This is a genomic window from Streptomyces sp. NPDC039465 (assembly GCF_055639315.1).
In genome coordinates, this window is the sequence record NZ_JBVKAP010000003.1 from 520,642 (window position 1) to 545,845 (window position 25,204).

The 25,204-nt window shown below is 69.9% G+C and carries 20 protein-coding genes and 2 pseudogenes; 10 read left to right on the forward strand and 12 right to left on the reverse strand.

The window, feature by feature from the left end; genetic code table 11:
* The first annotated feature begins 156 nt into the window (after positions 1-156).
* The 3 genes from ACZ7LT_RS12805 to ACZ7LT_RS12815 all read left to right on the forward strand — a co-directional run bounded on the left by ACZ7LT_RS12805 (position 157) and on the right by ACZ7LT_RS12815 (position 4,239).
* The gene (locus ACZ7LT_RS12805) at positions 157-2,559 is read left to right on the forward strand and encodes a glycosyltransferase (protein ID WP_471236031.1); all 2,403 of its coding nucleotides are present in this window, start codon (positions 157-159) and stop codon (positions 2,557-2,559) included.
* A gap of 169 nt (positions 2,560-2,728) precedes the next feature.
* Positions 2,729-3,136, forward strand: coding sequence for a hypothetical protein (locus tag ACZ7LT_RS12810; RefSeq protein WP_471236032.1), 408 nt, complete (start codon positions 2,729-2,731; stop codon positions 3,134-3,136).
* 134 nt (positions 3,137-3,270) lie between these two features.
* The gene (locus ACZ7LT_RS12815) at positions 3,271-4,239 is read left to right on the forward strand and encodes a glycosyltransferase family 2 protein (RefSeq protein ID WP_471236033.1); all 969 of its coding nucleotides are present in this window, start codon (positions 3,271-3,273) and stop codon (positions 4,237-4,239) included.
* Between the two features lie 260 nt (positions 4,240-4,499).
* Here ACZ7LT_RS12815 and ACZ7LT_RS12820 read toward each other — a convergent pair.
* Positions 4,500-4,862: pseudogene (locus ACZ7LT_RS12820) on the reverse strand (transposase family protein); the annotation flags it as partial.
* A gap of 2 nt (positions 4,863-4,864) precedes the next feature.
* On the opposite strand from ACZ7LT_RS12820, the pseudogene ACZ7LT_RS12825 reads away from it, so the two are divergent.
* Positions 4,865-5,035, forward strand: a pseudogene (locus ACZ7LT_RS12825) (tyrosine-type recombinase/integrase); the annotation flags it as partial.
* Positions 5,036-5,261: 226 nt separating this feature from the next.
* Here ACZ7LT_RS12825 and ACZ7LT_RS12830 read toward each other — a convergent pair.
* Positions 5,262-6,401, reverse strand: coding sequence for a magnesium and cobalt transport protein CorA (locus ACZ7LT_RS12830; protein WP_471236345.1), 1,140 nt, complete (start codon positions 6,399-6,401; stop codon positions 5,262-5,264).
* A gap of 170 nt (positions 6,402-6,571) precedes the next feature.
* Between ACZ7LT_RS12830 and ACZ7LT_RS12835 the strand changes: the two genes are divergently transcribed.
* Positions 6,572-7,690 (forward strand): winged helix DNA-binding domain-containing protein, encoded by a 1,119-nt coding sequence (locus tag ACZ7LT_RS12835; RefSeq protein WP_471236034.1) that lies wholly within the window; start codon positions 6,572-6,574, stop codon positions 7,688-7,690.
* A gap of 145 nt (positions 7,691-7,835) precedes the next feature.
* On the opposite strand, the gene ACZ7LT_RS12840 is transcribed toward ACZ7LT_RS12835, so the two are convergent.
* Positions 7,836-8,675: a response regulator transcription factor gene (locus tag ACZ7LT_RS12840; RefSeq protein WP_471236035.1), complete on the reverse strand. Its 840-nt coding sequence runs from the start codon at positions 8,673-8,675 to the stop codon at positions 7,836-7,838.
* 100 nt (positions 8,676-8,775) lie between these two features.
* On the opposite strand from ACZ7LT_RS12840, the gene ACZ7LT_RS12845 reads away from it, so the two are divergent.
* Together ACZ7LT_RS12845 and ACZ7LT_RS12850 are read left to right on the forward strand one after the other, a co-directional pair.
* Positions 8,776-10,452, forward strand: coding sequence for an AMP-binding protein (locus tag ACZ7LT_RS12845; RefSeq protein ID WP_471236036.1), 1,677 nt, complete (start codon positions 8,776-8,778; stop codon positions 10,450-10,452).
* Entirely contained in the window at positions 10,449-12,056 is a 1,608-nt protein-coding gene (locus tag ACZ7LT_RS12850) for an AMP-binding protein (RefSeq protein ID WP_471236037.1), read from the forward strand. The genes ACZ7LT_RS12845 and ACZ7LT_RS12850 overlap by 4 nt, the downstream gene beginning before the upstream one ends.
* 118 nt (positions 12,057-12,174) lie before the next feature.
* On the opposite strand, the gene ACZ7LT_RS12855 is transcribed toward ACZ7LT_RS12850, so the two are convergent.
* The gene (locus ACZ7LT_RS12855; protein ID WP_471236347.1) at positions 12,175-12,921 is read right to left on the reverse strand and encodes a hypothetical protein; all 747 of its coding nucleotides are present in this window, start codon (positions 12,919-12,921) and stop codon (positions 12,175-12,177) included.
* A 245-nt stretch (positions 12,922-13,166) separates the two neighbouring features.
* Here ACZ7LT_RS12855 and gcl point away from each other — a divergent pair, with 245 nt between their 5' ends.
* On the forward strand, positions 13,167-14,954 hold the full coding sequence (gcl, locus tag ACZ7LT_RS12860) for a glyoxylate carboligase (RefSeq protein ID WP_471236038.1): 1,788 nt from the start codon (positions 13,167-13,169) through the stop codon (positions 14,952-14,954).
* A 125-nt stretch (positions 14,955-15,079) separates the two neighbouring features.
* Here gcl and ACZ7LT_RS12865 read toward each other — a convergent pair whose 3' ends face one another.
* From ACZ7LT_RS12865 to ACZ7LT_RS12885, 5 genes are all read right to left on the reverse strand, one after another.
* Positions 15,080-15,373 (reverse strand): hypothetical protein, encoded by a 294-nt coding sequence (locus ACZ7LT_RS12865; RefSeq protein WP_471236039.1) that lies wholly within the window; start codon positions 15,371-15,373, stop codon positions 15,080-15,082.
* A gap of 11 nt (positions 15,374-15,384) precedes the next feature.
* Positions 15,385-16,305 (reverse strand): peptidoglycan recognition protein family protein, encoded by a 921-nt coding sequence (locus ACZ7LT_RS12870; RefSeq protein WP_471236040.1) that lies wholly within the window; start codon positions 16,303-16,305, stop codon positions 15,385-15,387.
* 73 nt (positions 16,306-16,378) lie between these two features.
* On the reverse strand, positions 16,379-16,546 hold the full coding sequence (locus tag ACZ7LT_RS12875) for a hypothetical protein (RefSeq protein WP_471236041.1): 168 nt from the start codon (positions 16,544-16,546) through the stop codon (positions 16,379-16,381).
* A gap of 166 nt (positions 16,547-16,712) precedes the next feature.
* A complete protein-coding gene (locus ACZ7LT_RS12880; RefSeq protein ID WP_471236042.1) occupies positions 16,713-18,398 on the reverse strand; it encodes an FAD-dependent monooxygenase in 1,686 nt (561 codons plus the stop codon).
* A 206-nt stretch (positions 18,399-18,604) separates the two neighbouring features.
* Positions 18,605-18,742 carry a hypothetical protein gene (locus ACZ7LT_RS12885; RefSeq protein WP_471236043.1) on the reverse strand — a complete coding sequence of 46 codons (138 nt, stop codon included), beginning with the start codon at positions 18,740-18,742 and terminating at the stop codon, positions 18,605-18,607.
* 682 nt (positions 18,743-19,424) lie between these two features.
* Between ACZ7LT_RS12885 and ACZ7LT_RS12890 the strand changes: the two genes are divergently transcribed.
* Both ACZ7LT_RS12890 and ACZ7LT_RS12895 read left to right on the forward strand, forming a co-directional pair.
* Positions 19,425-20,768 carry a hypothetical protein gene (locus ACZ7LT_RS12890; RefSeq protein ID WP_471236348.1) on the forward strand — a complete coding sequence of 448 codons (1,344 nt, stop codon included), beginning with the start codon at positions 19,425-19,427 and terminating at the stop codon, positions 20,766-20,768.
* Positions 20,769-20,791: 23 nt separating this feature from the next.
* Positions 20,792-21,208: an SHOCT domain-containing protein gene (locus ACZ7LT_RS12895; RefSeq protein WP_471236044.1), complete on the forward strand. Its 417-nt coding sequence runs from the start codon at positions 20,792-20,794 to the stop codon at positions 21,206-21,208.
* A gap of 514 nt (positions 21,209-21,722) precedes the next feature.
* Here the strand turns inward: ACZ7LT_RS12895 and ACZ7LT_RS12900 are convergent.
* The 3 genes from ACZ7LT_RS12900 to ACZ7LT_RS12910 all read right to left on the reverse strand — a co-directional run bounded on the left by ACZ7LT_RS12900 (position 21,723) and on the right by ACZ7LT_RS12910 (position 25,116).
* Positions 21,723-23,180, reverse strand: coding sequence for a catalase (locus ACZ7LT_RS12900; protein WP_471236045.1), 1,458 nt, complete (start codon positions 23,178-23,180; stop codon positions 21,723-21,725).
* Between the two features lie 170 nt (positions 23,181-23,350).
* Entirely contained in the window at positions 23,351-24,241 is an 891-nt protein-coding gene (locus ACZ7LT_RS12905; RefSeq protein ID WP_471236046.1) for a 2-hydroxy-3-oxopropionate reductase, read from the reverse strand.
* Between the two features lie 41 nt (positions 24,242-24,282).
* Positions 24,283-25,116 (reverse strand): TIM barrel protein, encoded by an 834-nt coding sequence (locus tag ACZ7LT_RS12910; protein WP_471236047.1) that lies wholly within the window; start codon positions 25,114-25,116, stop codon positions 24,283-24,285.
* Positions 25,117-25,204 lie beyond the last annotated feature (88 nt).

Here is a 25,204-nt window from a genome sequence, read left to right on the forward strand (position 1 = left end):
GGCGTTTCGGCTTGGCGCGTCCAGCAAGGCGATGCCCGCGGCGTTGTCGTACGTGCCGGCACGCACAGCGGTGTCTCGTGGACCGCCCGGGTGAATGTACTGCCGACAGGGTCTTTGAGATCTCGGCTCGGCCAGGTAGCCGGTCATACTGCGTGAATGTCCGCACAGGAGAAAATTCCCCCGCTTATCCATCAGACATGGAAAGATACGGACCTACCTCAGGAATGGCAGAAGTGGTCTGATTCCTGGCGACTGCACCACCCCGACTGGGGGTATCGATTGTGGACCGACGCGGACAATCGCGCATTCCTCCAGGAGCACTATCCGTGGTTCCTGCCGGTCTACGACGGCTACCCCGAAGCGATCATGCGGGCCGACGCGATTCGCTATTTCCTGCTCGACCATTTCGGCGGGCTGTATGTGGATCTGGACTTCGAGTGTCTCAGCCCGGTCTCCGGAATCCTTGACGGGCGCGAGCTTGTCCTCGGATGCGAGCCCGAGGCACACACCCAGCTCCTTCTGGCCCGCCAGCGCGGATTCGGCCGCATCGTCGGCAACGCGTTCATGGCGTCACGGCCAGGCCACCCCTTCTGGGCCCATGTCCACCGCCAACTGGTCAGTGCCCACAAGCTGCCCAGCACTCTGGACGCGACAGGCCCGTTCTTCCTCACCAGAGCGATCGACAGCACCCCGGAGCCTGACTCGATCACGGTTCTCGGCCCGGAGGTCCTGTACCCCAAGGTGAGTCCGTACGCGACAGAGCTGTTCGGCCCGCAGGAAGCCGACTACGACCGCGCGTACGCCGTGCACCACTGGTCGGACAGTTGGGCGTGCGACACCTCCGGGACGCCGCGGATCTCGGCCGGCAAGCGGTTTCCGTTCTGGGCGAGCCAGGAGCTGCAACCGCTCGCCGACGGTGCGCTCAGCCTCGACGCGCAGCGCCGCCGCTGGGCCTCGGGCGCGCCCGCGCCGACGGTGTCATGCCTGATGGTGACCAAGGACCGCTTGGCGACGGCGCGACGGGCGATCACGTGCTTCCGTAACCAGACCTACCGGAACCTCGAGCTGGTTGTCGTGGAGGACGGCACGGGGGACGCCCTCGAGCAGCACATCCGCGACCTGGGCGACTCCCGGATCCGCTATCACCGGCTTCCCCCGGAGGGGCGGCCGTTGGGCGAACTGCGCAATGAGGCGGTGGACCGGGCCACCGGGCCCTACGTATGCCAGTGGGACGACGACGACCTTTATGACCCGGAGCGGGTCGAGACGCAGATGGCGGCGATTCTCGCGCTCGGCGCCGAGGCGTGCTTCCTCGCCCGAGAACAACTGTGGTGGCCCGCCCGCCGCAAGCTCGCGGTCTCCTGCGCACGGGTCTGGGAGGGGTCGATGGTGTGTGCGAAGGACCGGCTCCCGCGCTACCCGGCGCAACGCCGGGGCGAGGACACCCCAGTAGCGGAAGAGGTGGTCCGGACCTGTCGGGTCGTATCGGTTGACGCGCCCGAGCTGTACACGTATGTGTGCCACGGGAGCAATACGTTCAACGAGTCCCATTTCGCGGAGCACTTCGACGTGGCGACCGAGATCTGGGCCGAACCCGGTGCCTACGCGGAGCGGTTGCTGGCCATGGCGACTCGGCTGCCGATCGAGCCCGGGGACATCGCCCCTGCGGAGGCCGGCACCCCCACCGCCCGAACCTCCGAGCGGACTCGACGGCCGGCCGTCGAGTCCGCGACGGCCCCGGCGAGTGAGCGACCCCTCGTGCTGGTGCTCACCCCGCTCAAGGACGCGGCCGCGTTCCTGCCCGGCTACCTGGACAGCCTTGGCAGGCTGGACTACCCGCGCGAGGCCATCTCGTTGGGTCTACTGGAGGGCGACAGCCGGGACACGACACCGGAACTGCTCCAGCAGGTCCTGCCCGAACTTGAGGCGGAGTACCGGCGGGTCACCCTCGTACGCCGCGACTTCGGCCTCCAGTTGACCGGACCCCGTTGGGAGCCCGCCATCCAGCGCCGACGCCGGTCGGTGCTGGCCAAGGCGCGAAACCATCTGCTCTCCCGGGCCCTCGTCGACGAGGAGTGGGTGCTGTGGCTCGACGTCGACGTCACCGGCTACCCGGCCGACCTGGTCCAGCGTCTGCTCGGGGCCCGCAAGGACATCGTCGTCCCGCACTGTGCCACCACGCCCGGTGGGCCTACGTACGATCTCAACACCTTCGTCCTTCACCCGAGGGCCGGCACGCTCAACTGGTCCCAATGGCTGCGTGACGGCATCCTTCAGCCCCCCAGGGGCTTCGGCCGGACGTACCTCGAGGAGTTGCGCGGGCGAGGACTCCTGCGCGTCGACTCGGTCGGCGGCACCACATTGCTGGTACGCGCCGACCTTCATCGTGACGGCCTGATCTTCCCGCCCTTCCCGTACCAGCACCTGATCGAGACCGAAGGGTTCGCAGCGATGGCCCGGGACATGGGCAGCGCCTGCTGGGCGCTGACCGACCTGGAAGTGCTGCATCCGCATCACGCCCAGGCGCCTGTGGCCACCGAGGCCGTCTCGGTGTCCTGATCCGGGGCCACAGGGCCGTCGGCACAGCCTGTACGCCTACCAGCCCCCTCGCAGAGAGTGCCCGTTTTGACACGGTTGGTAGGCAATCTTACGGTGGCATTACTGCCCTGCCGTGGAGTTCACCGGCATCCCAGGGCAGTTCCCCCACCCACAACAGAAAGGCACCACCGTGAAAGCGCGAGCCATCACTTCCCTAGCCCTTCCTGCCGCACTGGCCACCGCCGGACTGCTCAGCACCGCGGAGGCGGCGTACGCCTCCCTCGGTCCGAACACGACGGTCTCGGCGAAGTACGGGCAGCAGATACAGCCGCTGGGTGACGTCACCCTCACCCCGGGGGCGGAACACCCCTGCCCCCCGTTCGCCAACGTCACGATCACGGACTACGGGCACTGCTGCACGCCCGTCGGCAACATCACGATCCCGGACTACGGGCACTGCTGCACGCCCGTCGGCAACATCACGATCCCGGACTACGGGTACTGCCGCGAGCACGACCACGACGAGCACGGGCCTCACACGCCCGACCACACGCCCGACCACTGGCCCGACTACGGGTCGCTGGAGCGCCAGAGCTAGCACGTGGTTCAGCAGGTCTGCTCCGGCGTGACCCCGGAACGGGGCGGGGGGGCCACGCCGGGCCTGTCGAGCGCGACCACCCATCACCCGGTTCTCCTTCCTTCCCGCTCCCGTTCCGAAGCAAAGGACGGCGCATGCCCCACAGTTCCGACCCCGTGGTCTCGGTGGTCATCCCGTGTCATGACTACGGCCGCTATCTGCCCGAGGCGGTCTCCAGCGTCATTTCACAGACGTTCCGCGACTGGGAGATCGTCATCGTCGACGACGGCAGTACCGACAACAGCGTCGACGTGGCCGAGGCCCTCATCGCCCACCACCCCGACCGGCGCATCAGGCTGCTCCAGCAGGCCAATGCCGGGGTCTCCGCCGCGCGCAACACGGGGATCGAGGCCAGCGCCGGCCGGTACATCCTTCCGCTGGACGCCGACGACGTGATCGCGGCCACGATGCTGGAGAAGACCGTCGCGGTACTGGACAGCGACCCCGGCGTCGCCATCGCCTCAACCGATGTGTTCGCCTTCACCGACGACGATCTGCCTCCGCAGGCGATGCCCTTCCCCGCCTACAGCAGAGAACTGCTGCTCCAACGGCTCATCATGTTCTACTGCTCGCTGTTCCGCCGTGAGGCATGGCAGACCGTGGGCGGGTACAACGAGGGAATGCGGGCCGGGGAAGACTGGGACTTCTGGATCGGCTGCGTCGAGCACGGTTTCGATGCTCACCACATCCATGAGCCGCTGTTCGGGGCGCGCAACAAGGACACAGGACTGCACGTGGAAGCCGCCGAGAACGACCTGGCGATCCGGGCGCGGATCGTGGCCAACCACCCGGGCTTGTTCAAACCGATCACCCGTAACTGGGCACAGGCCGTGCTCAGCCAGGACGCGGAGGCCTGCTTGCGGGACGAGCATGTGCCGGACGACATCCTCACCCGGGCAGCCGAGATGGACCAGTTCCTCACTGCGGTCATGGCCCTGCAGCGCACAGCGCGGGTGCAGTACTACCACATCAAGCGACTGGAGCAGTCGCTGGCCGCTCACAACGGCACCGTCGGCCCGCCCACCTGGGAGAAGGGCCCCACCCAGACGGCTCCCGCCATTTGACAGGTGTAGGAGCTCCCGCTTCATCGTTTGGCGTGTTGAGAAAACGAGCCGCCGAGATCGCGGGCCATCTGGTTGACCTGGTTGGTGTTGCGTAGGCCGAGTACGTGGGCGACTCCTGCCGCGTACAACACCCTCTACTTCGGCTGTACCGAGCGCGTGATGCGCTCTACCAATTGCCTCTTACTCATAGCGGACCTCCATGGAAGATCAACCATTCTGGCAATCTCGTAAAGTTCCGACTTAGTGAGCCTTTTCCCTCCTCATTCTGAGCTGGTCAGATGAAGGGTGAGGACGGCCTGAACGAGTGTGGTGATCCGAGTGGTCGAGCAGCGCAGTTTGCGAAGGAGCCGCCAGGACTTGAGGGTGGCCACCGCCTGCTCGACGAGTGCTCGGATCTTCGCGTGGGACCGGTTAACCGCCTTATGGCCTGCGGAAAGGGTCTCCCACCGGCCCCAGTACGCGATGCGGACCGTGCCACCGGCACCCCGATAACCCTTGTCGGCCCAGCACTTGATACCGGCCTCGGCGAGGGCGTCGACGATGCCGTGTTCACGCGCCGCACGGACATCGTGGACGGCGCCGGGCAGGGCGGGTGAGGCCCACAGCAGCCGGCCGAAGGGGTCCCGGCGAGTCCGTCGTCACACTCGCCCGATGGCTCGGCCACTCCAGCCCGACCATCACACTTGACCACTATGCCCACTTCATGCCCGAGGCGGGCGGCAAGGGGCGAGCGGCCGTCGACGCACTACTCGGCGTGGTCCCCGAGTACGTCCCAGAAAACCTGGCCCTGACATGAGAGAACGGGTGGCACAGCACACGCTGTGCCCCCCGTTTTCGTTACGTTGCGTAGCCATGCGCCGATGAGGGCGGCTGCGCCGTTAGACGTGGAACAGGGTCGGCGGGAGAGAAGCGACTGGAGCAGCCGCGCGGCGCATTCTCCCCAGATTCTCCCCAGAGGGCCAGAACGGCCGCTCCGCAGCGTTCGCGGACACGAATCGAGGTCGGCGCATCCGGCCGGACTTCTACAGCCAGTCCCGCTTCTTGAAGACCACGTACAGGCTCGAACACACCACCGCCATCAGCAGGATCGCGAAGGGGTAGCCGTACACCCAGTGCAGCTCGGGCATGTGGTCGAAGTTCATGCCGTAGATCGTTCCCACGAGTGTGGGTGCAAACAGAATGGCCGCCCACGAAGAGATCTTCTTGATCTCCTCGTTCTGTTCGAAGCCCGCCTCCGCCAGGGCTCGCATCTCCGCGTTCTGCTGCTGGGTCACCAGGGTGCCGTTCACCGTCAGGATTTCGGTGAGAGCCTGGCGGAAGCCGTCCACGCGTTCGCTGATGTGGGTGACGTGGTCGGCGACGTCGCGGAGGTAGCGCTGGAGTTCCTCGTCCGTGCCGTACTTCGCGAAGCCCGCCATCAGGCCGTGCAGCATGCCCACCAAGGGGCGGGTCGCGCGCTGGAACTCGACCATTTCGCGGGAGAGTTCGTAGATACGGCGGGAGACCGCCGGGTCGCCGCCGAAGACCTCGGTCTCGATCTCGTCGATGTCGTTCTGCACGCCCGCCACCACGGGGGCGTACCCGTCGACCACGGCGTCGAGGATCGCGTAGAGCACCGCCTCCGGGCCCAACGCCAGGAGTTCCGGGGTCTCCTCCATGCGGCGGCGGACCGCCGAAAGGTCCGGGGCCGCGCCGTGGCGGACCGTGATGAGGAAGTCCCGGCCGACGAAGACATGCAGTTCGCCGAAGTCGACCTCCTCCTGGGCGTCCAGGTAGCGCGCCGCGCGCAGTACCACGAAGAGGGTGTCGCCGTAGCGCTCAAGCTTCGGCCGCTGATGGGCCTCCAGGGCGTCCTCGACCGCCAGCTCGTGGAGGTCGAACTCGGCGGCCAGCGAATGCAGTTCGGACTCCGTGGGGCGGTTCAGGCCGATCCAGGCCATGCCCGACGGCTCCTCGCGCAGTTGCCGGTACGTCTCGGCGAGCGAGTCCGGCGAGGAGATCCGGTGGCCGCCGCGGTAGACGGAGGCCTGTACGACCGTGTCCCGGTCGCGGCGGACCGGGGCCTGGGCGCTCGGCGCCGACGGGGTGACCGGCTCGTCCGGCTGGCGGCGCCAGGCGTGCTTCTTCGGCGTCGCCGGGGGGCGCGGACGGCGCTCCGACATCGTCTGCGTCACCTCCGCCTTGTGCCCAAAACCCTCGGCGCCCTGGTCCACGGCGCCGATGAGCAGGATATCCGCGCCCCACCCCACCGGCACGGCGGGTCCGGGCACGACCCCGCAGCACGGAGCGATTGCGGACCGAATCTGACCGCAATGCTCGATAGCGTGCCGCCATGGTCTTCCAGACGACGAGCCCGGTGCTCTCCCGCCGCGCCCTCAACCGCGCCACCCTCGACCGCCAGCTCCTCCTGCGCCGCAGCGCCCTGTCCGCCGAGGACGCCGTCGCCCACCTCGTCGGCCTCCAGGCCCAGAACACCAGGCCGCCCTACTACGCGCTCGCCGCCCGCCTCGACGGCTTCCGGCCCGAGGACCTCTCCACGCTCATGGAGAGCCGCGCGGTCGCCCGGCTCGTCACCATGCGCTCCACCATCCACACTCACACCGCCGAGGACTGCCTCACCTTGCGCCCGCTCATGCAGGCCGGCGGCCCCGACCGAGAACTGAAGATGTTCCGCAAGCGGCTCGACGGCGTCGACCTGGACCGTCTCGCCGCGCTCAGCCGCGCACTCGTCGAGGAGCAGCCCCGCCCGGTGAAGGAGCTGCGTCTGCTCCTCCTCCAGGAATGGCCGGACGCCGACCCGCTCGCGCTCACCGTCGCCGCGCGCTGTCTGCTCCCGCTCGTCCAGGTCACCCCGCGCGGCCTGTGGGGCCGCAGCGGACAGGTCGCGCTCACCACCGCCGAGCAGTGGCTCGGCCGGCCCGTCGCCGCTCCCGCCCCCGCCCCCGACGAGACCGTGCTGCGCTACCTCACCGCCTTCGGGCCCGCCTCGGTCAAGGACATGCAGACCTGGTCCGGGCTGACCCGGCTCCGGGACGCCTTCGAACGGCTACGGCCCCGGCTCCTGGTCTTCCGGGACGAGAACGGCGTCGAGCTCTTCGACCTGCCCGACGCCCCCCGCCCCGGCGAGGACACCCCGGCTCCGCCCCGCCTCCTCGCCGAGTTCGACAATCTGCTCCTCTCGCACGCCGACCGGTCCCGTGTCGTACCGGCCGCGTTCAAGGACCGCACCTGGAAGGGCAACCAGGCCCACTGCACCTTCCTCCTCGACGGATTCCTCGCCGGGATCTGGCGGCTGGAGGAGACCAAGGAGGAGTCGGTGCTGACCTTGCAGCCGTTCGACGAGCCCGGTCGCGCGCGGCGCGACGAGCTGGTCGAGGAAGCCGAGCGGACCCTCGCGCTCCAGAGCACTGCGCCGGTACGGACCGTGCGCTTCGGGACCGTGGCCGGGTGAGCGGGGAAGTCGACGCGAAGGCCGAAGCCCGGCCGCCCCCGAGCCCCGGGCCGCACATGCAAGTTGCCCCGGGCCCCCGGCCCCCGGCCCCCAGGCCCCGGACCCCCCGGCCCCCGGCCCGCAAGGCCGAAGCCCCAGCCCGCCCCTACGGCAGCACCCCCGCCCTCCGCGCCGCCACCACCGCTTCCAGGCGCGTGTGCGCCCCCAGCTTGCGCATCGCGGAGCGCAGATAGCCCTTCACTGTCTCCGGCCGCAGCCCCAGCCGACCGGCCACGGCCGCGTTCGTCGCCCCCGAGGCCACCGCGGCGAGAACGTCGATCTCGCGCGGCGCGAGCGCCACCCGGGGGGACGCATCCGCGCCCGCCGCCGACGCCAGGCGTCCGCACACATCGAGCAGCCGCTCGCGCAGCGCCGGGTCCACGATCTGCGGGGCCAGCTCCCTCAGCTCGCTGTACGCCTCCCGGACCCGCTCCCATTCCAGGCCCGCCGGGCCCGGTGCGCCCGGTTCCCGGGCCTCGGCGAGGAGGTGGCGCACCTCGTCCCGTACGGCCAGGGACTGTTCCACGTCCCGCGCCGCCGCGACCGCCGCGTCCAGCGTGCGTTCGCCGAGCGGCAGGGCCTGGCGCAGCGCCCCGTACAGCACGCCGCGTACCTGGCGCCGTACGACCACCGGCACCGCCACCACCGAGCGCAGGCCCTCTGCCGACACCTGGCCGTCGTATTCGTGTGTGATGTGACGTGCCACGCTGTAGTCCGTCACCGCACACGGCCGGGCCAGCGCGATCGTCCGCCCGCCCAGGCCGCTGCCCGTAGTGATCGCGAGCCCGTGCAGGGCCGCCGTGGTCGCCCCGTTGAGCTCGGCGATCCGCAGCCTGCGGCCGTCGTGCAGCAGACCGCCGAAGGTGACCGGAAGCCCGGTGGCGCGGCGCAGCCGCAGCAGCGCGGCCCGCAGTTCCACCGCCTCGTCCTCGTCCCGTCCGGTCACGCGCACGTCCTTCGGTGCAGAGCACCCCCGTACGGGGGTAGTGAGACCTGGGTCACCGATTACACGATGTCCCTGACCGGTCCCGCAACGAGGAGGACACATGTCGGAACGCGGCGCCACGGAGAGGTTCCGGGCAGCCCGGGATTTCCTGCTGGAGCACCGGGAGGACTACGAGACGGCGTACGAGGGCTTCGCCTGGCCCCGCCTGGAGCGCTTCAACTGGGCGCTGGACTGGTTCGACGTGATCGCCCGGGACAACGACCGCACCGCGCTGCACATCGTCGAAGAGGACGGCAGCGAGCTCCGGCGCAGCTTCGCCGAGATGTCCGACCGCTCCCACCGGGTGGCCAACTGGCTGCGCGGGCTCGGGGTGCGGCCCGGCGACCGGATCGTGGTCATGCTCGGCAACCAGGTCGAGCTGTGGGAGACCGCGCTCGCCGCGATGAAACTGGGGGCCGTCGTCATCCCCGCCACCCCGCTGCTCGGCCCCGCCGATCTGCGTGACCGGGTGGAGCGTGGCCGGGCGCGCCATGTGATCGTACGCGCCGAGGACACACCCAAGTTCGCCGAGGTGCCTGGCGATTACACCCCGATCGCGGTCGGCGCGCGGGTCCCGGACTGGATCGCGTACGAGGACGCCTACGGCGCCTGTGTGCCGTTCGTCCCGCAGGGTGTGACCCATGCCGACGACCCGCTGATGCTCTACTTCACCTCCGGCACCACCGCCCGGCCCAAGCTCGTCGAGCACACCCATGTCTCGTACCCCGTCGGGCACTTGGCGACGATGTACTGGATCGGCCTGCGACCGGGCGACGTGCATCTCAACATCTCCTCGCCCGGCTGGGCCAAGCACGCCTGGTCGAACCTCTTCGCGCCGTGGACCGCCGAGGCGACCGTCTTCATCCACAACTACACCCGCTTCGACCCGGCCCGGCTGATGGCCGAGATGGACCGGCACGGCGTCACCAGCTTCTGCGCCCCGCCGACCGTGTGGCGGATGCTGATCCAGGCCGATCTGACCCAGCTGCGGACGCCCCCGAGGGAGGTCGTCGCCGCCGGTGAGCCGCTCAACCCGGAGGTCATCGAGACCGTGCGGCGCGCCTGGGGCGTGACGATCCGGGACGGCTTCGGCCAGACCGAGACGGCCGTGCAGGTCTCCAACAGCCCCGGTCAGCCGGTCAAGACGGGCTCCATGGGCCGGCCGAGCCCCGGCTTCCGGGTGGAGCTCGTCGATCCGGTCACCGGGCGGCCGGGGGTGCGAGAAGGCGAGATCTGCCTCGATCTGTCGGCCGATCCGGTCGGCCTGATGACCGGCTACCACGGCGACCCGGAGCGTACGGCGGAGGCGATGGCCGGCGGGTACTACCGCACCGGTGACATCGCGTCCCGTGACGACGACGGCTACCTGACGTACGTGGGGCGGGGGGATGACGTATTCAAGGCCAGTGACTACAAGATCAGCCCCTTCGAGCTGGAGAGCGCGCTGCTGGAACACGCGGCGGTCGCTGAGGCGGCCGTGGTCCCCGCGCCCGACCCGGTGCGGCTCGCCGTGCCCAAGGCGTACGTCGTCCTGGCGGAGGGCTGGGAGCCGGGCCCGGACACGGCGAAGGTGCTCTTCGCGCACTCGCGCGCGGTCCTCGCCCCGTACAAGCGGATCCGGCGGCTTGAGTTCGCCGAGCTGCCCAAGACCGTCTCCGGGAAGATCCGCCGGATCGAGCTGCGTGAGCGTACGGAGGCGGGTTCGGGCGCCGAGTACCACGAGGGGGACCTGCGATGAGCCTCTCCTACACCCATGGCACAGGCACCACGCCGCTGCTCGGGGACACCATCGGCCGCAACCTCGACCGGGCGATCGAGGCCTGGCCCGAGCGGGAGGCGCTGGTCGACCTGGGCTCCGGGCGGCGCTGGACGTACGCGGAGTTCGGCGCGGCCGTCGCGGAGCTCGCGCGGGGACTGCTCGGCGCGGGCGTCGCGAAGGGGGACCGGGTCGGCATCTGGGCGGTGAACTGTGCCGAGTGGGTGCTGGTGCAATATGCCACTGCACGCATCGGCGCCGTGATGGTCACCGTCAACCCGGCCTACCGCGCCCACGAGCTGGAGTACGTCCTCGGCCAGGCCGGTATCTCGGTCCTCTTCGCCTCCCGGTTCCACAAGACCAGCGACTACCGGGCGATGGTCGAGAGCGTGCGTCCCCGCTGCCCCGAGCTCCGGGCGGTCCACTACATCGGCGACGCCTCCTGGGACACGCTCGTGGCCGGCGCCCAGGGTGTCACGGACGACCAACTGACCGCCCGCGAGGCGGAGTTGTCCTGCGACGACCCGATCAACATCCAGTACACCTCCGGCACCACCGGATTCCCGAAGGGCGCCACCCTCTCCCACCACAACATCCTCAACAACGGCTATTTCGTGGGCGAGATGATCGGCTACACCGAGGCGGACCGGGTTTGCCTGCCGGTGCCCTTCTACCACTGCTTCGGCATGGTCATGGGAAACCTCGGTGCCACATCCCACGGCGCCTGCATCGTCATCCCCGCCCCCTCCTTCGACCCGGCGGCGACCCTGCGGGCGGTCGCCGAGGAGCGCTGCACCTCGCTCTACGGCGTCCCGACGATGTTCATCGCCGAACTGGGCCTGGCCGACTTCGCCTCGTACGACCTCTCCTCGCTGCGCACGGGCATCATGGCGGGCTCACCGTGCCCGGTGGAGGTGATGAAGCGGGTCGTCGCCGAGATGAACATGGCCGAGGTGTCGATCTGTTACGGCATGACCGAGACCTCGCCGGTCTCCACCCAGACCCGGCGCGACGACGACCTGGAGCGCCGCACCGGAACGGTCGGGCGAGTGCTGCCCCATGTCGAGATCAAGGTCGTGAACCCGGTGACGGGTGTGACGGTGGAGCGCGGCGAGGCGGGTGAGCTGTGCACACGCGGCTACGGGGTGATGCTCGGGTACTGGAACGAGCCCGACAAGACCGCCGAGGTCATCGACGCGGGTCGCTGGATGCACACCGGCGACCTCGCGGTGATCCGCGAGGACGGCTACGTCCAGATCGTCGGCCGGATCAAGGACATGATCATCAGGGGCGGGGAGAACGTCTATCCACGCGAGATCGAGGAGTTCCTGTACGGCCACCCCAAGATCGCCGACGTGCAGGTCGTCGGCGTCCCGGACGAGCGCTACGGCGAGGAGATCCTCGCCTGTGTCGTCCCCCGGGACCCCGCGGACGCGCCCACGCTCGACGAGATCGCCGCGTACTGCCGCGAACGGCTGGCGCACTACAAGATCCCGCGCCGGGTGGAGATCCTGGACGGCTTCCCCATGACGGTCAGCGGGAAGGTCCGCAAGGTGGAGCTACGGGAGCGGTACGGGGTCCGCTAGCGGCGCCGGGGCCCGAGGCCGGCCCCGGTGCCGAGCCCGCGAGCAGCCCGCCGCCCCGGCCGGTGCGCCCGCGTGCAGCCCGGCCGCCGAGGCGAGGAGGGCTAGCGCGACCGCGTGACTAGGCGCCTCGGACGACGAGCTCGTCGGCCGGGCTGTTCACCGGCTGAGGGGTGCCGGTGAGGTCCATGACGAAGAGGGGGATGCCCAGGTCGTCGGCGCGGCAGCGGGCGTCGGGGGTGTATCCGGCCAGGGAGAAGAACACGCTCGCCGAGGAGGCGCTCAGGCCGTTGAGCCAGAGGCATTCGACGGCACGCAGGGAGGTGTGGCGGGTCGTGGGGTCGACCTGGGCGACCAGGCCGGGGCCGCGTAGATCGATGCCGGTGGTGGAGCGGTCCTCCGGCTGGACGATGTCGCGGTAGCCGAGCCAGCGCAGGTACAGGGCGGCCGCGGTGACCGCGTCGCGGGCCGTACGGATGGTCACCGGGCGGAACGACGGGCGGGCCGGGGCGGCGGTCGGCGGCAGCGGGATGTGGGCGGGCGCGCGCAGGGAGGTCGTGGCCCGGGGAGAGGCCGTCTGGACGTCGGGGGAGTGGCTGGCCGGGGGAGCGGTGGTGCTCACCGGCCGTACGGGGACGCGCAGCACCGCCCCGCAGGCGCAGCCGAGCTCGGGCTGCGGCCACTGGTCCTGCCGGCCGCACGCCTCGCAGCGGACCGTCACCCATTCGTCCGTCCAGTTGCGGTGTGTGATCGGCTCCGCGGGCGCTCCCTGGAGCACCGGCGGGACGATCGGCGCCCCGCACCGGCACGGAAAGGCCGGTGGCGCGTACGCGTGCGTCCGACGGCACTCCGGACAGCGCACCGGCACGTCGTTCTCTCCCACTGGGTCCCCCTTCGTCCGCCCCCATGGTCTCCCAAGGCGGCTCCCTGGGGGAGGGAGTTTGGCCATCCCCTTTCCGGCCTCTTCCCGGCGTCCCTTGACGACCCTCGCGGAGCCCACTTACATTGCTTCCGTATAGCAGAACAATACTTCCGCATTACGGAAACGAGTCGCCGACGCCCTTCCAGGGCGGATCAGAGCTCGTCTCCGCCCGGCCGAAGCAGGAGCACTCCATGCCTCGTATGACCGCCGCCGCAGCGGCCGTTGAGATCCTCAAGCGCGAAGGCGTCACCGACGCGTTCGGCGTGCCCGGCGCGGCGATCAACCCCTTCTACCGCGAGCTCAAGAACGTCGGCGGCATCAGCCACACCCTCGCCCGCCACGTCGAGGGCGCCTCTCACATGGCCGAGGGCTACACCCGTGCCAAGGCCGGCAACATCGGTGTGTGCATCGGTACGTCCGGCCCGGCCGGCACGGACATGATCACCGGCCTGTACTCCGCGATCGCGGACTCCATCCCGATCCTGTGCATCACCGGCCAGGCTCCGGTCTCGAAGCTCCACAAGGAGGACTTCCAGGCCGTCGACATCGCCGCGATCGCCAAGCCGGTCACCAAGGCCGCCACCACGGTCCTGGAGGCCGCGCAGGTCCCCGGCGTCTTCCAGCAGGCCTTCCACCTGATGCGCTCCGGCCGTCCCGGCCCGGTCCTCATCGACCTGCCGATCGACGTCCAGCTGACCGAGATCGAGTTCGACCCGGAGACGTACGAGCCGCTGCCGGTCTACAAGCCGCAGGCCACCCGCGCGCAGGCCGAGAAGGCCCTGAGCCTCCTGCTGGAGTCCGAGCGCCCGCTGATCGTCGCCGGTGGCGGCATCATCAACGCCGACGCCTCCGACCTGCTGGTGGAGTTCGCCGAGCTCACCAACATCCCGGTCATCTCCACCCTGATGGGCTGGGGCACCATCCCGGACGACCACGAGCTGGCCGCCGGCATGGTCGGTGTGCAGACCGCGCACCGCTACGGCAACGCGACCTTCCTCGAGTCCGACTTCGTCCTCGGCATCGGCAACCGCTGGGCCAACCGCCACACCGGTTACAACATGGAGGCGTACACCAAGGGACGGAAGTTCGTCCACGTCGACATCGAGCCCACCCAGATCGGCAAGATCTTCATGCCGGACTACGGCATCGCCTCCGATGCCAAGCTCGCGCTGGAGCTCTTCATCGAGATCGCCAAGGAGCTCAAGGCCGAGGGCAAACTGCCGGACTTCACCGCGTGGGCGGCCTCTGCGCAGGAGCGCAAGGCCACGCTGCAGCGCCGTACGCACTTCGACAACATCCCGCTCAAGCCGCAGCGCGTGTACGAGGAGATGAACAAGGCCTTCGGCCCGGAGACGCGCTACGTCACCACCATCGGCCTCTCCCAGATCGCCGCCGCGCAGTTCCTGCACGTCTACAAGCCGCGCCACTGGATCAACTGCGGCCAGGCCGGCCCGCTCGGCTGGACGATTCCGGCCGCGATCGGTGCCGCGGTGGCCGACCGGGAGACCCCGATCGTCGCGCTCTCCGGCGACTACGACTTCCAGTTCATGATCGAGGAGCTGGCGGTCGCCGCACAGCACAAGGTCCCGTACGTCCACGTCCTCGTGAACAACGCGTACCTGGGCCTGATCCGTCAGGCGCAGGGCAACCTGGGCATCAACTTCGAGGTCAACCTCGAGTTCGAGAACATCAACACCCCGGAGATCGGCGTCTACGGCGTCGACCACGTCAAGGTCGCCGAGGGCCTGGGCGTGAAGGCCATCCGCGTCACCGACCCGGAGAAGCTGGGCGAGGCCTTCGAGGAGGCCAAGAAGCTCGCCGTGGAGCACCAGGTCCCGGTCGTCGTCGAGGCCATCCTGGAGCGCATCACCAACATCGCGATGAGCAAGACGGTCGACATGAGCGACGTCACCGAGTTCGAGGAGCTCGCCACCGAGCCGGGCCACGCCCCGACGGCGATCAAGCCCCTCAAGGTCTGAGGTCTGAGGCGGGTCCTTCCGAGGATTCCGGCCGTGACGCCCTGACATCCGAACGGCCGGACCAGAAGGCTCCCTCCCCGGAGCACCGGGGAGGGGGCCTTTCGCCGTCGCAGGCGTCACAGCCGTCACAGGCCGTCGCCGCGGTAGGCGCGGTCCAGTGCGGCCCGGCTGGGGGGCCGTACGGCGGGCCGCCCCGGATACCGCGGCGGCCGGGTCCAGCCGAGGCCGAGGCCGGCCAGCACCCGCAGCGAGTCCCAGGGCAGGCGGGTGCCGCCCTCCTCGGCCAGCCGCAGCACGGTGTAGTACGCGGCCGTGGCACCGACGACGCCACCGGCGCCCTCGATCCCCGCGGTACGGGCGAGGGCCCAGCCGGCGAGGAGGGGGACGAGGGTCCGCAGCAGGGACGGCAGGACGGTCACCGGATGTCCTTTCAGGCGGTCCAGCGCAGGCCGCGCAGGACGCGGTGGGTGAGGGTCACGGGCTGGTCGGCGTGGAGTTCGAGCTTGAGCTGGACCCCGGCGGGAAGCGTGCCGGGGCGGGTCAGGGTGAGGTCGAGGCGGCCGTCGGGGCCGATGGTCCCCGCGTCCATGGGCAGGTCGAGGGAGGCCCGGCCGGTGGCCAGGACCGTGTCCTGGAAGCGGCCGGACACCCGGGTGCCGGGGGCGCCGGTGACGGTGGCGTACACGGTCACCGTGTACGCGCACGGTCCCTGGACGAGCGCGGTGTCGTCGGCCATCTTGACCAGGGCCCAGCGGCCGGCGGGGAGGGCCGGGCCGCCCGGGACGGACTCACGGAGCTCGGTGGGCATCTCGGGTTCCTCCTGGGGGAGTTCGTGCGCGGTGCCGGCGGGTCGCTTGGCGCCCGCGCGGACCCAGGCGTGCAGCGGGCCGCCGGGGCAGCTGGTGGGATAACCGTCCTTGTGGCCGCCGAGCCACGGTCCGGCCGCACCTTCGCGCCGACAGTGGTCGATGGCGTCACGCAGTCCGTGCAGCTGGGCGTCGGTGGGCTCGGTCAGACCCGAGGAGCCGACGAGGGCACAGACCGCGTAATCCTGTTCGTTGAGGCTGGTGTTGCCGTTGGCGCTGTTGCGCCGGTCGAGGCCGCGGCCTTCGAAGACATGGCCGTGGGTGCAGACGACGAACGAGTAGCCGATGTCGGACCAGCCGTTGCCGTCCATGTGGGAGTCCTGAAGGGAGCGGACATAGGCGGCGCAGCGGTCGTGGGGGCGATCGGTGTAGTGGGTGCCGAGATAGTGGATCTTGACCCCCCGGCGCGGCCGGGAGTACGGAGTCGCGCCACCGGGTGTGCGGTACGCGCGGGCTCCCCACGCGGACCGCCGGATCAGCTTCATGAGGCCTCCAGGGCAAGGGAAAAGCCCCGGCCGGACGGCACGGGGCTGGTGGAGCGGGAGCGGTGGGGCACGCTCAGCCGGGGGCTTCGGCGATGAAGCCGATGCGGGTCTTCGGTGTGCTCCTGGGCGCGGCGTCGAGCAGGCGCTGGGCGGCGGCTTCGGCCTCCTGGAGCTTGCGAACGGAGTTGCCCTTGATGTGGATGTGCACCTGCCGGTCCCCGGATGTCACGGTGATGCGCATCGGTGGCCTTTCTCCTCGGTTGAACGACGGGTGAGTGTCGGGGCGCGCCCGCACGACAAAGGCCCCCGGAGGATCTCCGGGGGCCTTGAATGTCGACGGGCACAGATGTGGTGCTGCGCCAAGTGTGACGCTGTGTGCGAACGTTTGTCCAGCAACTGGCAGTCCGTCAGGGCGTTGTGAAGACCGCCGAGAGGTGCGCGGACAGGGCCGCCAGGTCGGGCGGGGAACAGCGCGCGCCCAGGTAGCCGTCCGGGCGGACAGCGAACGCGGTAGGCCCCTCGGCGGCGTACAGCCGGGCGAACTCCCCCTGGGCGTCCCGGTACACGGGCAGATGACCACTGTCCGGCGGGGCGGCGCCGTCGGCGAGAACCAGGCACGCGTCCAGCCGGTCCCACGCCATGTTCTGGGCCGCCGCGACGAGTTGGGTGAGATCGCCGCTCTCCCCGTCCACGTAGAACAGCAGCACGTGGTCGCGGTCGCGCAGGACGTCGTACAGGCGCAGGGGGAAAGCGGCGAGTTCCGTCGTCAGACCGTTGCAATCGGGCGCGCGGTCGCCGGGCCGCGGCCCGGGAGTGTCGGCGGACGGGCCGGTCAGGGGGCTTTCGCGGTAGCCGACGAGGAGCTGCGCCTCGCGCAGCATCACCGTGCCGGGCTCCTCCTGGTCGGCGTCGAAGCCCTGGCGCGCGTGCCGGACGGTACGGCCGACGACCTCCTCGCCGACGAGTCGGCGCTCGGCGTCGTAGCTGGCCGTCAGCCCGGGGCCGGCGGCGCCGTCGACGGCGAGGGCGAGTTTCCAGGCCAGGTTGCAGGCGTCCTGGATGCCGGTGTTCATGCCCTGCGCGCCGGTCGGCGGATGGATGTGCGCGGCGTCGCCCGCGACGAAGACCCGGCCCTCGCCGTAGCGGTTCACCAGCCGGTGGCTGATGCGGAACACCGAGGACCAGCGCAGCGTGGACGCCGTCGTGGGCTGCGGCGAGAGCCGGTCAAGGACGGCCTGGATGTGGGGCAGACCGGGGGAGCGCCCGCCTTCCAGACCGTGTGCGATCCGGTCCCCGCCCTCCGGCCGGGTCTGTTCGGCCGACAGCTCGGGCGGCACCAGCATCGACATGCGGTAGCGGCCCCGGCCGGGCAGCGGGATGCACACGAGCACGTCGTCGACGGCGCCGCCTTCGTCGACGTGCATGGCGCGCAGGCCGTAGCCGTACGGCAGGTCCCAGTCGACCTCCACGTCCCCGAGCATGTACTCCTCCGGGAACGCGTCGCCCTCGAAGGCCAGGCCGAGCGTCTTGCGGACGATCGAGTGCGCCCCGTCGCAGCCGACCAGATACTGCGAGCGGATCTCCTGCTGCCCGCCCTGCGCGGTGGTGAGACGGCTGGTCACCCCGTCGGCGTCCTGGGTGAACGACACGAGCTCGACACCGCGCTCGATACGGGTGCCGAAGCGCGCGAGGTGCTCCTCCAGCAGCCGCTCGGTCTCGTACTGGGGCAGTGCGGCGAAGCCGTACGGCACCTCGGGCGGCAGCCGGAGGTCGATCCGGGTGCGCTCGGCGCCGTTGACGTAGAGCAGCTGCCCGCGCAGCGGCACGGCGGCCTCGAGGGCCGCCCGGACCAGCCCCATCCGGTCCCAGACCTCCAGGGTCCGGGGCTGGATGCCGACGGCCTTGGCGTACGGAAGACGCGCCGCGAGCCGATCGACGAGCCGGCAGCCGACACCACGCCGCCGCAGCTCCGCGGCCGCGGTCAGCCCGACCGGCCCGGCGCCCACGACGAGCACATCGGTCCGCCCGTCCCGTTCGGAGCGCACCACAGCCTTCTCCCACCGTCGGCCCCCACCGCGCGGATCCCCTTCCATCGTGCGCTTGGCGCCGCGGGGCGGCCACCGCGGGGGCGGGCGCGCTGCGGCGCGTCGCTACGGGGGCTCGCTCTGGCCCCTCTTCTACGCGGCGCGAATGCCCGCCCGGATCGGCAGAGCGTCGGGCTTGTTCCAGGGCTGGGACCAGAGCGAGAGCTGTGACGCCTCGGCCGGACGCTCCCATGACCGGCCGGGGCGGCTTGCGATCAGCCCTGCGGCTCGTCCGGTACGACGAATCTCCGAACCGACCGGGGCCCACGGCGGTCGGGATCCTCCGGGTTCTGCTCGCGGCGCATCGCCTCGACCAGCTCGGCGTACTGGGGATCGATCCAATCGGCGGCCATGGGCGCTCCTAGGTCGGCTTCCTGGTGATGACGATGATCCCACCGTCGTCGGACGTCCACCGTGCGGGACGGGACCAGGCCCCGGCCGGGGCGGTCACAGCGTCGTCCCTTCCCGAGTCGGCGCGATGGGCGGCAGGCCAGGGCGGCTGACGAATGCCTCCTGCTGCGTGCGGCACGCGCAGACCACGCTGAGCATGTCCCGCGCCGCCTGGGCGAGATGATGCGAGTAGGACCAGGTACCCAGCGGCCCCGGCTTCCGCGAGCTCCGTCCATGTCACGAGTGCTCGGGCGCCGCGCACGGTGCGGCACCGTTCCGGGATGTCCTGGACGGCGACCGCCAGCGTCGTGCAGTAGGCGACCAAGCGATCGTTGAGCTGCGTGAGCGCCTTGTCGCCAGGGGGGCACGCATGTTGAGCGCACGCCTGATGTCGTACTCGGCCGCCTTCTCCACGTGCTCCTCTATGGCCTCGGCGGCCCCGGCGAGGAACGGCCCGAGGGACACCTCGGCATACTCGGCCGGCCGATCGTGCCTCTCCTGCATGGTCCGCTCCTTACGGTCTCGGCGGGCGACATGCCCTGGGTCGTCACTGCTGGGTGTGAAGAGGTAACCGCACGCGAGCGTTCCTGAGTACCGTGAAGAGGTCGGACATCCATGCATGCCATGCACTGTCGGGAGTTGCTCATGGTGCGACGAACGCTCACACCCAACGCGGGCCTGGCCCGTCTGCTTGACGAGGCGCGATGGTCGCGACAGCAGGTCGCTTCGATCATCAACCGCATGGGTGTCGAGGCCGGGTTGGCCCTCAAGTACGGTCAGCCGGTCGTTTCTCAGTGGGTTGCCGGACGTCAACCCCGGCCGCAGGTCAGGGCCTTGATCATCGAGGCGTTCGAGAGGAAGCTGGCCCGCCCCGTCACGTACGAGGAAGCCGGCCTCGTGCCGCCCGCCGAGGTTGAGGCCGCGGACACCGTCCGTGAACTGGGGGACCTGGGAAGGGCTGACATGGACCCATCCCGACGACACGCCATCGCCACCGGTGTGTTCTCAGCGGCGCTCGCCATCCCACTCTTCCCCGACCTGGCCCGCGCCGACAGCCCCGATCCCATAAGGCCCGGCAAGGCGACCACGCGCATTGGGCAAGGGCAGGTCAGTGCGGTGCGGACGATGACCGATCGCATTGCCGACATTCTCGACGAGCTCGGCGCGGGCCACGCGCGACCGATGGCCGCGGCCTTCCTGGTCAACACGGTTGGGCCCTGGCTGAAGGCCGAAGCGCCGCCACGCGTACGTCGGGGACTTCTCGCGGCAGCGTCGGACCTCGTCTACCTGACGGGCTGGATGGCCATGTACGAGCGCCAACACCGGCTCGGCCAGAAGTACTACGTTTCCGCACTCAAACTGGCGGGCGAAGCAGAGGACCACCTCACGTACTGCCGCACCCTGCGAGGGATGTCACTCCAGGCGTCGAACCTGGGCTACGGGAGGCGTGCGCTGGAGTTGGCCGACTCGGCCGCCGAGGCGGCACCCGCGGCCGGGCCGCGACTGGTGGCGTTCCTGCGCGGGCAGCAGGCTCACGGGGCCGCGATGGTCGGTGACCGGCGGCAAGCCTTCGCGCGACTGCATGAAGCCGAGGACGCTCTGTCCCGCGCCGACGATCGGCGCGAGTCCATCGGCGGCTACGACCGTACCGCCTACCTCTTCCACGTTGCGCACGTCCAGAACGAAACCCGCGATGTCGCCGGGTCCGTGCGCACCCTGAAGGAATCGATCCGACACCAGGCCGCGAACGAAAGGCAGGGCCGCCTGCACGCCTATGGCGTACTGGCACAGAGGCAACTCTCCATCGGCCACCTTGAGGCAGCCTGCGATTCGTGGGGGCGCTTCCTCGATGAGTACGAAAGCCTGTCGTCGGCCCGCGGTGACGAGCACTTCGAAATCATGAACCGACAGCTGCGTCCATACAACAGCGTGCGGGCGGTCCGCGACCTCGGCGAGCGCGCGCGGCTCGTCGGAGCGCAGAAGGGCTGACGCGCACGGCACGAAGCCAATTTGTGCTTGAGCAGCTGGGCGTCAACGCGTCGGGGCTACACGCCCGTTGGATCACCTCCGAGCAGGTTGGGCAGACCGCTGGCATCCGGTCCACGACAGAAGGGGTGGGCATGGGTAAGTTGGAGGATTTCCCTCTCCGCACCATCTCGTCGGTGCAGTGGTCGACCGGCACCCTGACTGTGTTCGCGTCGGGCAACAAGGCGGACATCAAGCAGGTAGCCAAACCACACGGTGAGGCGTTGTCGTCCAAGCTGCGGATGCTGATCGCGGCCAAGGCGCCGGCGCCTGTTGCCACCCCAGTGCCGACGCAGCAGGACGTGGCATCGCGACTGGCGACCCTCGACGGCCTACGGGCGGCCGGCGCGATCACCGACGAGGAATACCGGGACCGGCGCACAGCCATCCTGAACAGCATCTGACGGCAGTTCATGACGAGGGCCCCGGCCGCGGTCGGGGCCCTCGGGCTGGGCATGGTGTGGATGAGGCAGACGTCCGCTCGCCCGAGCGCTGCGCGCTTGGGGTGGCGCCGCGTGTCGACCCCCCAGGCCGTGGCGTGATGAGGGGGGCCTGGATCGTCAAACGGGCAAAGGGAAGAGCGCGTGGTCGGGACCGTAAACCGACCACGCGCTCTGGCTTGTGACGTTGTTGCCGCCCGACGGTGCGAGGCTGGCGCGACAGGACGTTCGCGCCGCCGGGCGGGGTCTTGATCCCCGGACAGGGGATGGTCGCTGGGACCGCGGCAGCGGCGACGGGTCGTCCGGGGTCCCTTCCTTCAGGTCAAGAAGGGGCCGGCGCCCTTACCACCGCACTGGCTCGCACGCCGCCGCGGTCCTCACGCCGTCCGGACCGCGGCCACCCCTCATCCGGGCCGGGGTCCGGACTGCGTACGGATCGTGACCTCCCGTCAGGATCCGTACGCGGTCCATGGAGCGATCAGTCCTCGCGCAGGGCGCGGACCGCCTCCTCGACACGCTTGCCGTAGTCCGGGTCGGCGGCGTGGAAGTGGGCCAGGTTCTTCTCGACGACGTCCTCGCGGGAGACCTGGGAGAGGCCGCCGGCGATGTTCGCCACCAGGCGCTTCTTCTCGTCCTCCGACATCAGGCGGTAGAGCTCACCGGCCTGGAAGAAGTCGTCGTCCTTGACGTGCAGCGGGGCCTCGTGGGTGCCCGTGTAGCCGCTGATCGCCAGCGGGGCGGACAGGGCCGCGTCCGTCTGGGCCGGGCCGGCGTACGAGTTGGGCTCGTAGTTCTTGTCGTGGCGCGAGCCCTGGCGGGTGGCCATGAAGCCGTCGCGGCCGTAGTTGTCGGCCACCGTCGCCTTGGGGGCGTTCACCGGCAGCTGGGTGTGGTTCACACCGAGGCGGTAGCGGTGCGCGTCGGCGTACGCGAACAGACGGCCCTGGAGCATCTTGTCCGGCGACGGACCGATGCCCGGCACGAAGTTGTTCGGGGAGAACGCGGCCTGCTCGACCTCGGCGAAGACGTTGTCCGGGTTGCGGTCGAGGACCAGCCGGCCCACGCGCTGCAGCGGGTAGTCGGCGTGCGGCCACACCTTGGTGAGGTCGAACGGGTTGAAGCGGTACGAAGCCGCCTCGGCCGCCGGCATGATCTGCACGTACAGGGTCCAGGAGGGGTTCACACCGCGCTCGATGGCCTGCAGCAGGTCGGTCTGGTGGCTGTTGGCGTCCTTGCCGACGAGCTCGGCGGCCTGCTCGGCGGAGAGCGAGCGCACACCCTGGTTCGTCTTGAAGTGGTACTTGACGAAGAAGGCCTCGCCCGCCTCGTTGGTCCACTGGTAGGTGTGCGAGCCGTAGCCGTTCATGTGGCGGTACGACGCGGGGATGCCGCGGTCACCCATCAGCCAGGTCACCTGGTGGGTGGCCTCGGGGGCGTGCGCCCAGAAGTCCCAGACGTTGTCCGGCTCCTGCTTGCCCGTGAACGGGTCGCGCTTCTGGGAGTGGATGAAGTCGGGGAACTTGATCGGGTCCTTGATGAAGAACACCGGGGTGTTGTTGCCGACGAGGTCGTAGTTGCCCTCTTCGGTGTAGAACTTCACCGCGAAGCCGCGCGGGTCACGGACGGCGTCCGCGCCGCCGAGCGAGTCGGCCACGGTGGAGAAGCGGATGAAGAGCTCGGTCTTCTTGCCGATCTCGTTCAGGAAGTTCGCCTTGGTGAAGCCGGTGACGTCGTCGGTCACCTCGAAGAAGCCGTACGCACCGGAACCGCGGGCGTGCACGACGCGCTCCGGGATGCGCTCCCGGTTGAAGCGGGCCAGCTTCTCCAGCAGGTGCTGGTCCTGCAGCAGGAGAGGGCCACCGACGCCGGCGGTGGCGGAGTTCTGGTTGTCGGCGACCGGGGCGCCGGACTCGGTCGTGAGCACGCGCTTCGACATGGAGACCTTCCGTACGGGAGCTGCACTGCTGAGGGTGCCAGGAGCGTAAGTACGCCCCGAACCTGTCGTCAACAGTTTGTTGAAAATGAGGTGTGGTGTTCCGGTCGGCGGCGGCGCCTGGGCGCGACAGGACAGGTTGTCAGCGCCGCCGCCGACCGGAAATCTGTGGATCAGACCTGCGAGCCGGAGAGCCGCTCGACAGCGCGGAGCAGGGCCGAGTGGTCCAGGCCGCCGTCGCCCTGCGCGCGCAGGGAGGCGACCAGCTGGGCGACCACGGCGCCGACCGGCAGCGCGGCACCGACGTTGCGGGCGGCGTCGGTGACGATGCCCATGTCCTTGTGGTGCAGGTCGATACGGAAGCCGGGCTTGAAGTCCCGGTTGAGGAAGTTGTCCTTCTTGCGGGTCAGGACCGTGGAGCCGGCCAGACCGCCGTTGAGGACGTCCAGGGCGGCCTGGAGGTTCACACCGGACTTCTCGAGGAAGACGACTGCCTCGGCGCAGGCCTGGATGTTCACCGCGACGATGAGCTGGTTGGCGGCCTTCACCGTCTGGCCGGAGCCGTGCGGGCCGCACAGGACGATGGTCTTGCCGAGGGCCTCGAGGATCGGCAGGGCGGTGTCGAAGTCCGCCTGCTCGCCACCGACCATGATCGACAGGACGGCCTCGATGGCACCGGCCTCGCCGCCGGAGACCGGGGCGTCCAGGACGCGCAGGCCCTTCTCGGCGGCGTTCTTGGCGAGGTCGATCGAGGTCTGCGGCGTGATCGACGACATGTCGATGATCAGCGCGCCCTGCCTGGCGTTCTCCAGGATGCCCTCGGGGCCGTAGGAGATGGCCTCGACCTGCGGGGAGGCGGGCACCATCGTGATGATCACGTCGGCGTCCTTGACGGCCTCGGCGATCGAGCTGGCGGCCGTACCGCCGGCGGCGGCCAGGCGCTCCAGCTTGTCCTGCTCCAGGGTGAAGCCGGTGACCGGGTAGCCGGCCTTGATCAGGTTCTCGGACATGGGCGAGCCCATGATGCCGAGACCGATCCACGCGACCTTGGGGAGATTGCTCATGATGAGGGTGCCTCTCGAAAAACTGGTGGTACGGGAAGAAGTCAGCGGGCGGCGCGGGCCTCGGCCGGGAGCCACTCGAAGGACGCGGCGGCGTCGGGGGCCTTGTACTCCAGGCCGACCCAGCCGTCGTAACCGGCCTTCTTGAGCTCGTCGAGGAGCTGCTCCAGGGGGAGCTCGCCGGTGCCCGGCGCGCCGCGGCCCGGGTTGTCGGCGATCTGGACGTGCCCGGTCTTGTCGGCGTACCGCGCGATGACCTGGCTGACGTCCTCGCCGTTCATCGACAGGTGGTAGATGTCGAGGAGGAACTTGGCGTTGCCGAGTCCGGTGGCCGCGTTGACCTTGTCGACGACCTCGATCGCGGCCTCCGCGCTCACCAGCGGGTAGAGCGGGGACTCCGGCTTGTTGAGGGTCTCGATCAGGAGGATCGCCCCGACCCGGTCGGCCGCGCGGGCCGCCAGGACCAGGTTCTCCAGGGCGAGCTCGTCCTGGACGGCCGGGTCGACACCCTCGACCCGGTTGCCGTAGAGCGCGTTGAGCGCCTTGCAGCCGACCGAGGCGGCGAAGTCCGCGGCGATGTCGATGTTGGCGCGGAAGCGCTCCGACTCCTCACCGGGGACGGAGACCGCGCCGCGGTCCGGACCGGGCAGCTGCCCGGCGTAGAAGTTGAGGCCCACCAGCTGGGTGCCGGCGTCGTCGAGCGCCTTCTTGAGGGCGTCGAGCTCGCTCTGGGCGGGCGTGGCGGTGTCGATCCAGGGCCACCACAGCTCGACCGCGCCGAAGCCCGCTGCGGCGGCGGCCGCGGGGCGCTCCAGCAGCGGGAGTTCCGTGAAGAGGATCGAGAGGTTCACATCGAAGCGCTGGTCCGTGTATCCCATGAGGGGCGGCGCTCCTTCCGTATTGCGGAAGTTTGTTTCTGCTTAACGGAAGATTGCAGAAGGGGCGGCCCTCTTGTCAAGAGGCCCC

What these genes read in the sequence shown, in the direction of transcription:
- ACZ7LT_RS12805 (WP_471236031.1), top strand. Translation starts at nt 157, where the DNA reads ATGTCCGCACAGGAGAAAATTCCCCCGCTTATCCATCAGACATGGAAA.
- ACZ7LT_RS12815 (WP_471236033.1), top strand. Translation starts at nt 3,271, where the DNA reads ATGCCCCACAGTTCCGACCCCGTGGTCTCGGTGGTCATCCCGTGTCAT.
- ACZ7LT_RS12830 (WP_471236345.1), bottom strand. Translation starts at nt 6,401, where the DNA reads ATGTCGGAGCGCCGTCCGCGCCCCCCGGCGACGCCGAAGAAGCACGCC.
- ACZ7LT_RS12835 (WP_471236034.1), top strand. Translation starts at nt 6,572, where the DNA reads ATGGTCTTCCAGACGACGAGCCCGGTGCTCTCCCGCCGCGCCCTCAAC.
- ACZ7LT_RS12845 (WP_471236036.1), top strand. Translation starts at nt 8,776, where the DNA reads ATGTCGGAACGCGGCGCCACGGAGAGGTTCCGGGCAGCCCGGGATTTC.
- ACZ7LT_RS12850 (WP_471236037.1), top strand. Translation starts at nt 10,449, where the DNA reads ATGAGCCTCTCCTACACCCATGGCACAGGCACCACGCCGCTGCTCGGG.
- gcl (WP_471236038.1), top strand. Translation starts at nt 13,167, where the DNA reads ATGCCTCGTATGACCGCCGCCGCAGCGGCCGTTGAGATCCTCAAGCGC.
- ACZ7LT_RS12870 (WP_471236040.1), bottom strand. Translation starts at nt 16,305, where the DNA reads ATGAAGCTGATCCGGCGGTCCGCGTGGGGAGCCCGCGCGTACCGCACA.
- ACZ7LT_RS12875 (WP_471236041.1), bottom strand. Translation starts at nt 16,546, where the DNA reads ATGCGCATCACCGTGACATCCGGGGACCGGCAGGTGCACATCCACATC.
- ACZ7LT_RS12880 (WP_471236042.1), bottom strand. Translation starts at nt 18,398, where the DNA reads ATGGAAGGGGATCCGCGCGGTGGGGGCCGACGGTGGGAGAAGGCTGTG.
- ACZ7LT_RS12885 (WP_471236043.1), bottom strand. Translation starts at nt 18,742, where the DNA reads ATGGCCGCCGATTGGATCGATCCCCAGTACGCCGAGCTGGTCGAGGCG.
- ACZ7LT_RS12890 (WP_471236348.1), top strand. Translation starts at nt 19,425, where the DNA reads ATGGTGCGACGAACGCTCACACCCAACGCGGGCCTGGCCCGTCTGCTT.
- ACZ7LT_RS12900 (WP_471236045.1), bottom strand. Translation starts at nt 23,180, where the DNA reads ATGTCGAAGCGCGTGCTCACGACCGAGTCCGGCGCCCCGGTCGCCGAC.
- ACZ7LT_RS12905 (WP_471236046.1), bottom strand. Translation starts at nt 24,241, where the DNA reads ATGAGCAATCTCCCCAAGGTCGCGTGGATCGGTCTCGGCATCATGGGC.
- ACZ7LT_RS12910 (WP_471236047.1), bottom strand. Translation starts at nt 25,116, where the DNA reads ATGGGATACACGGACCAGCGCTTCGATGTGAACCTCTCGATCCTCTTC.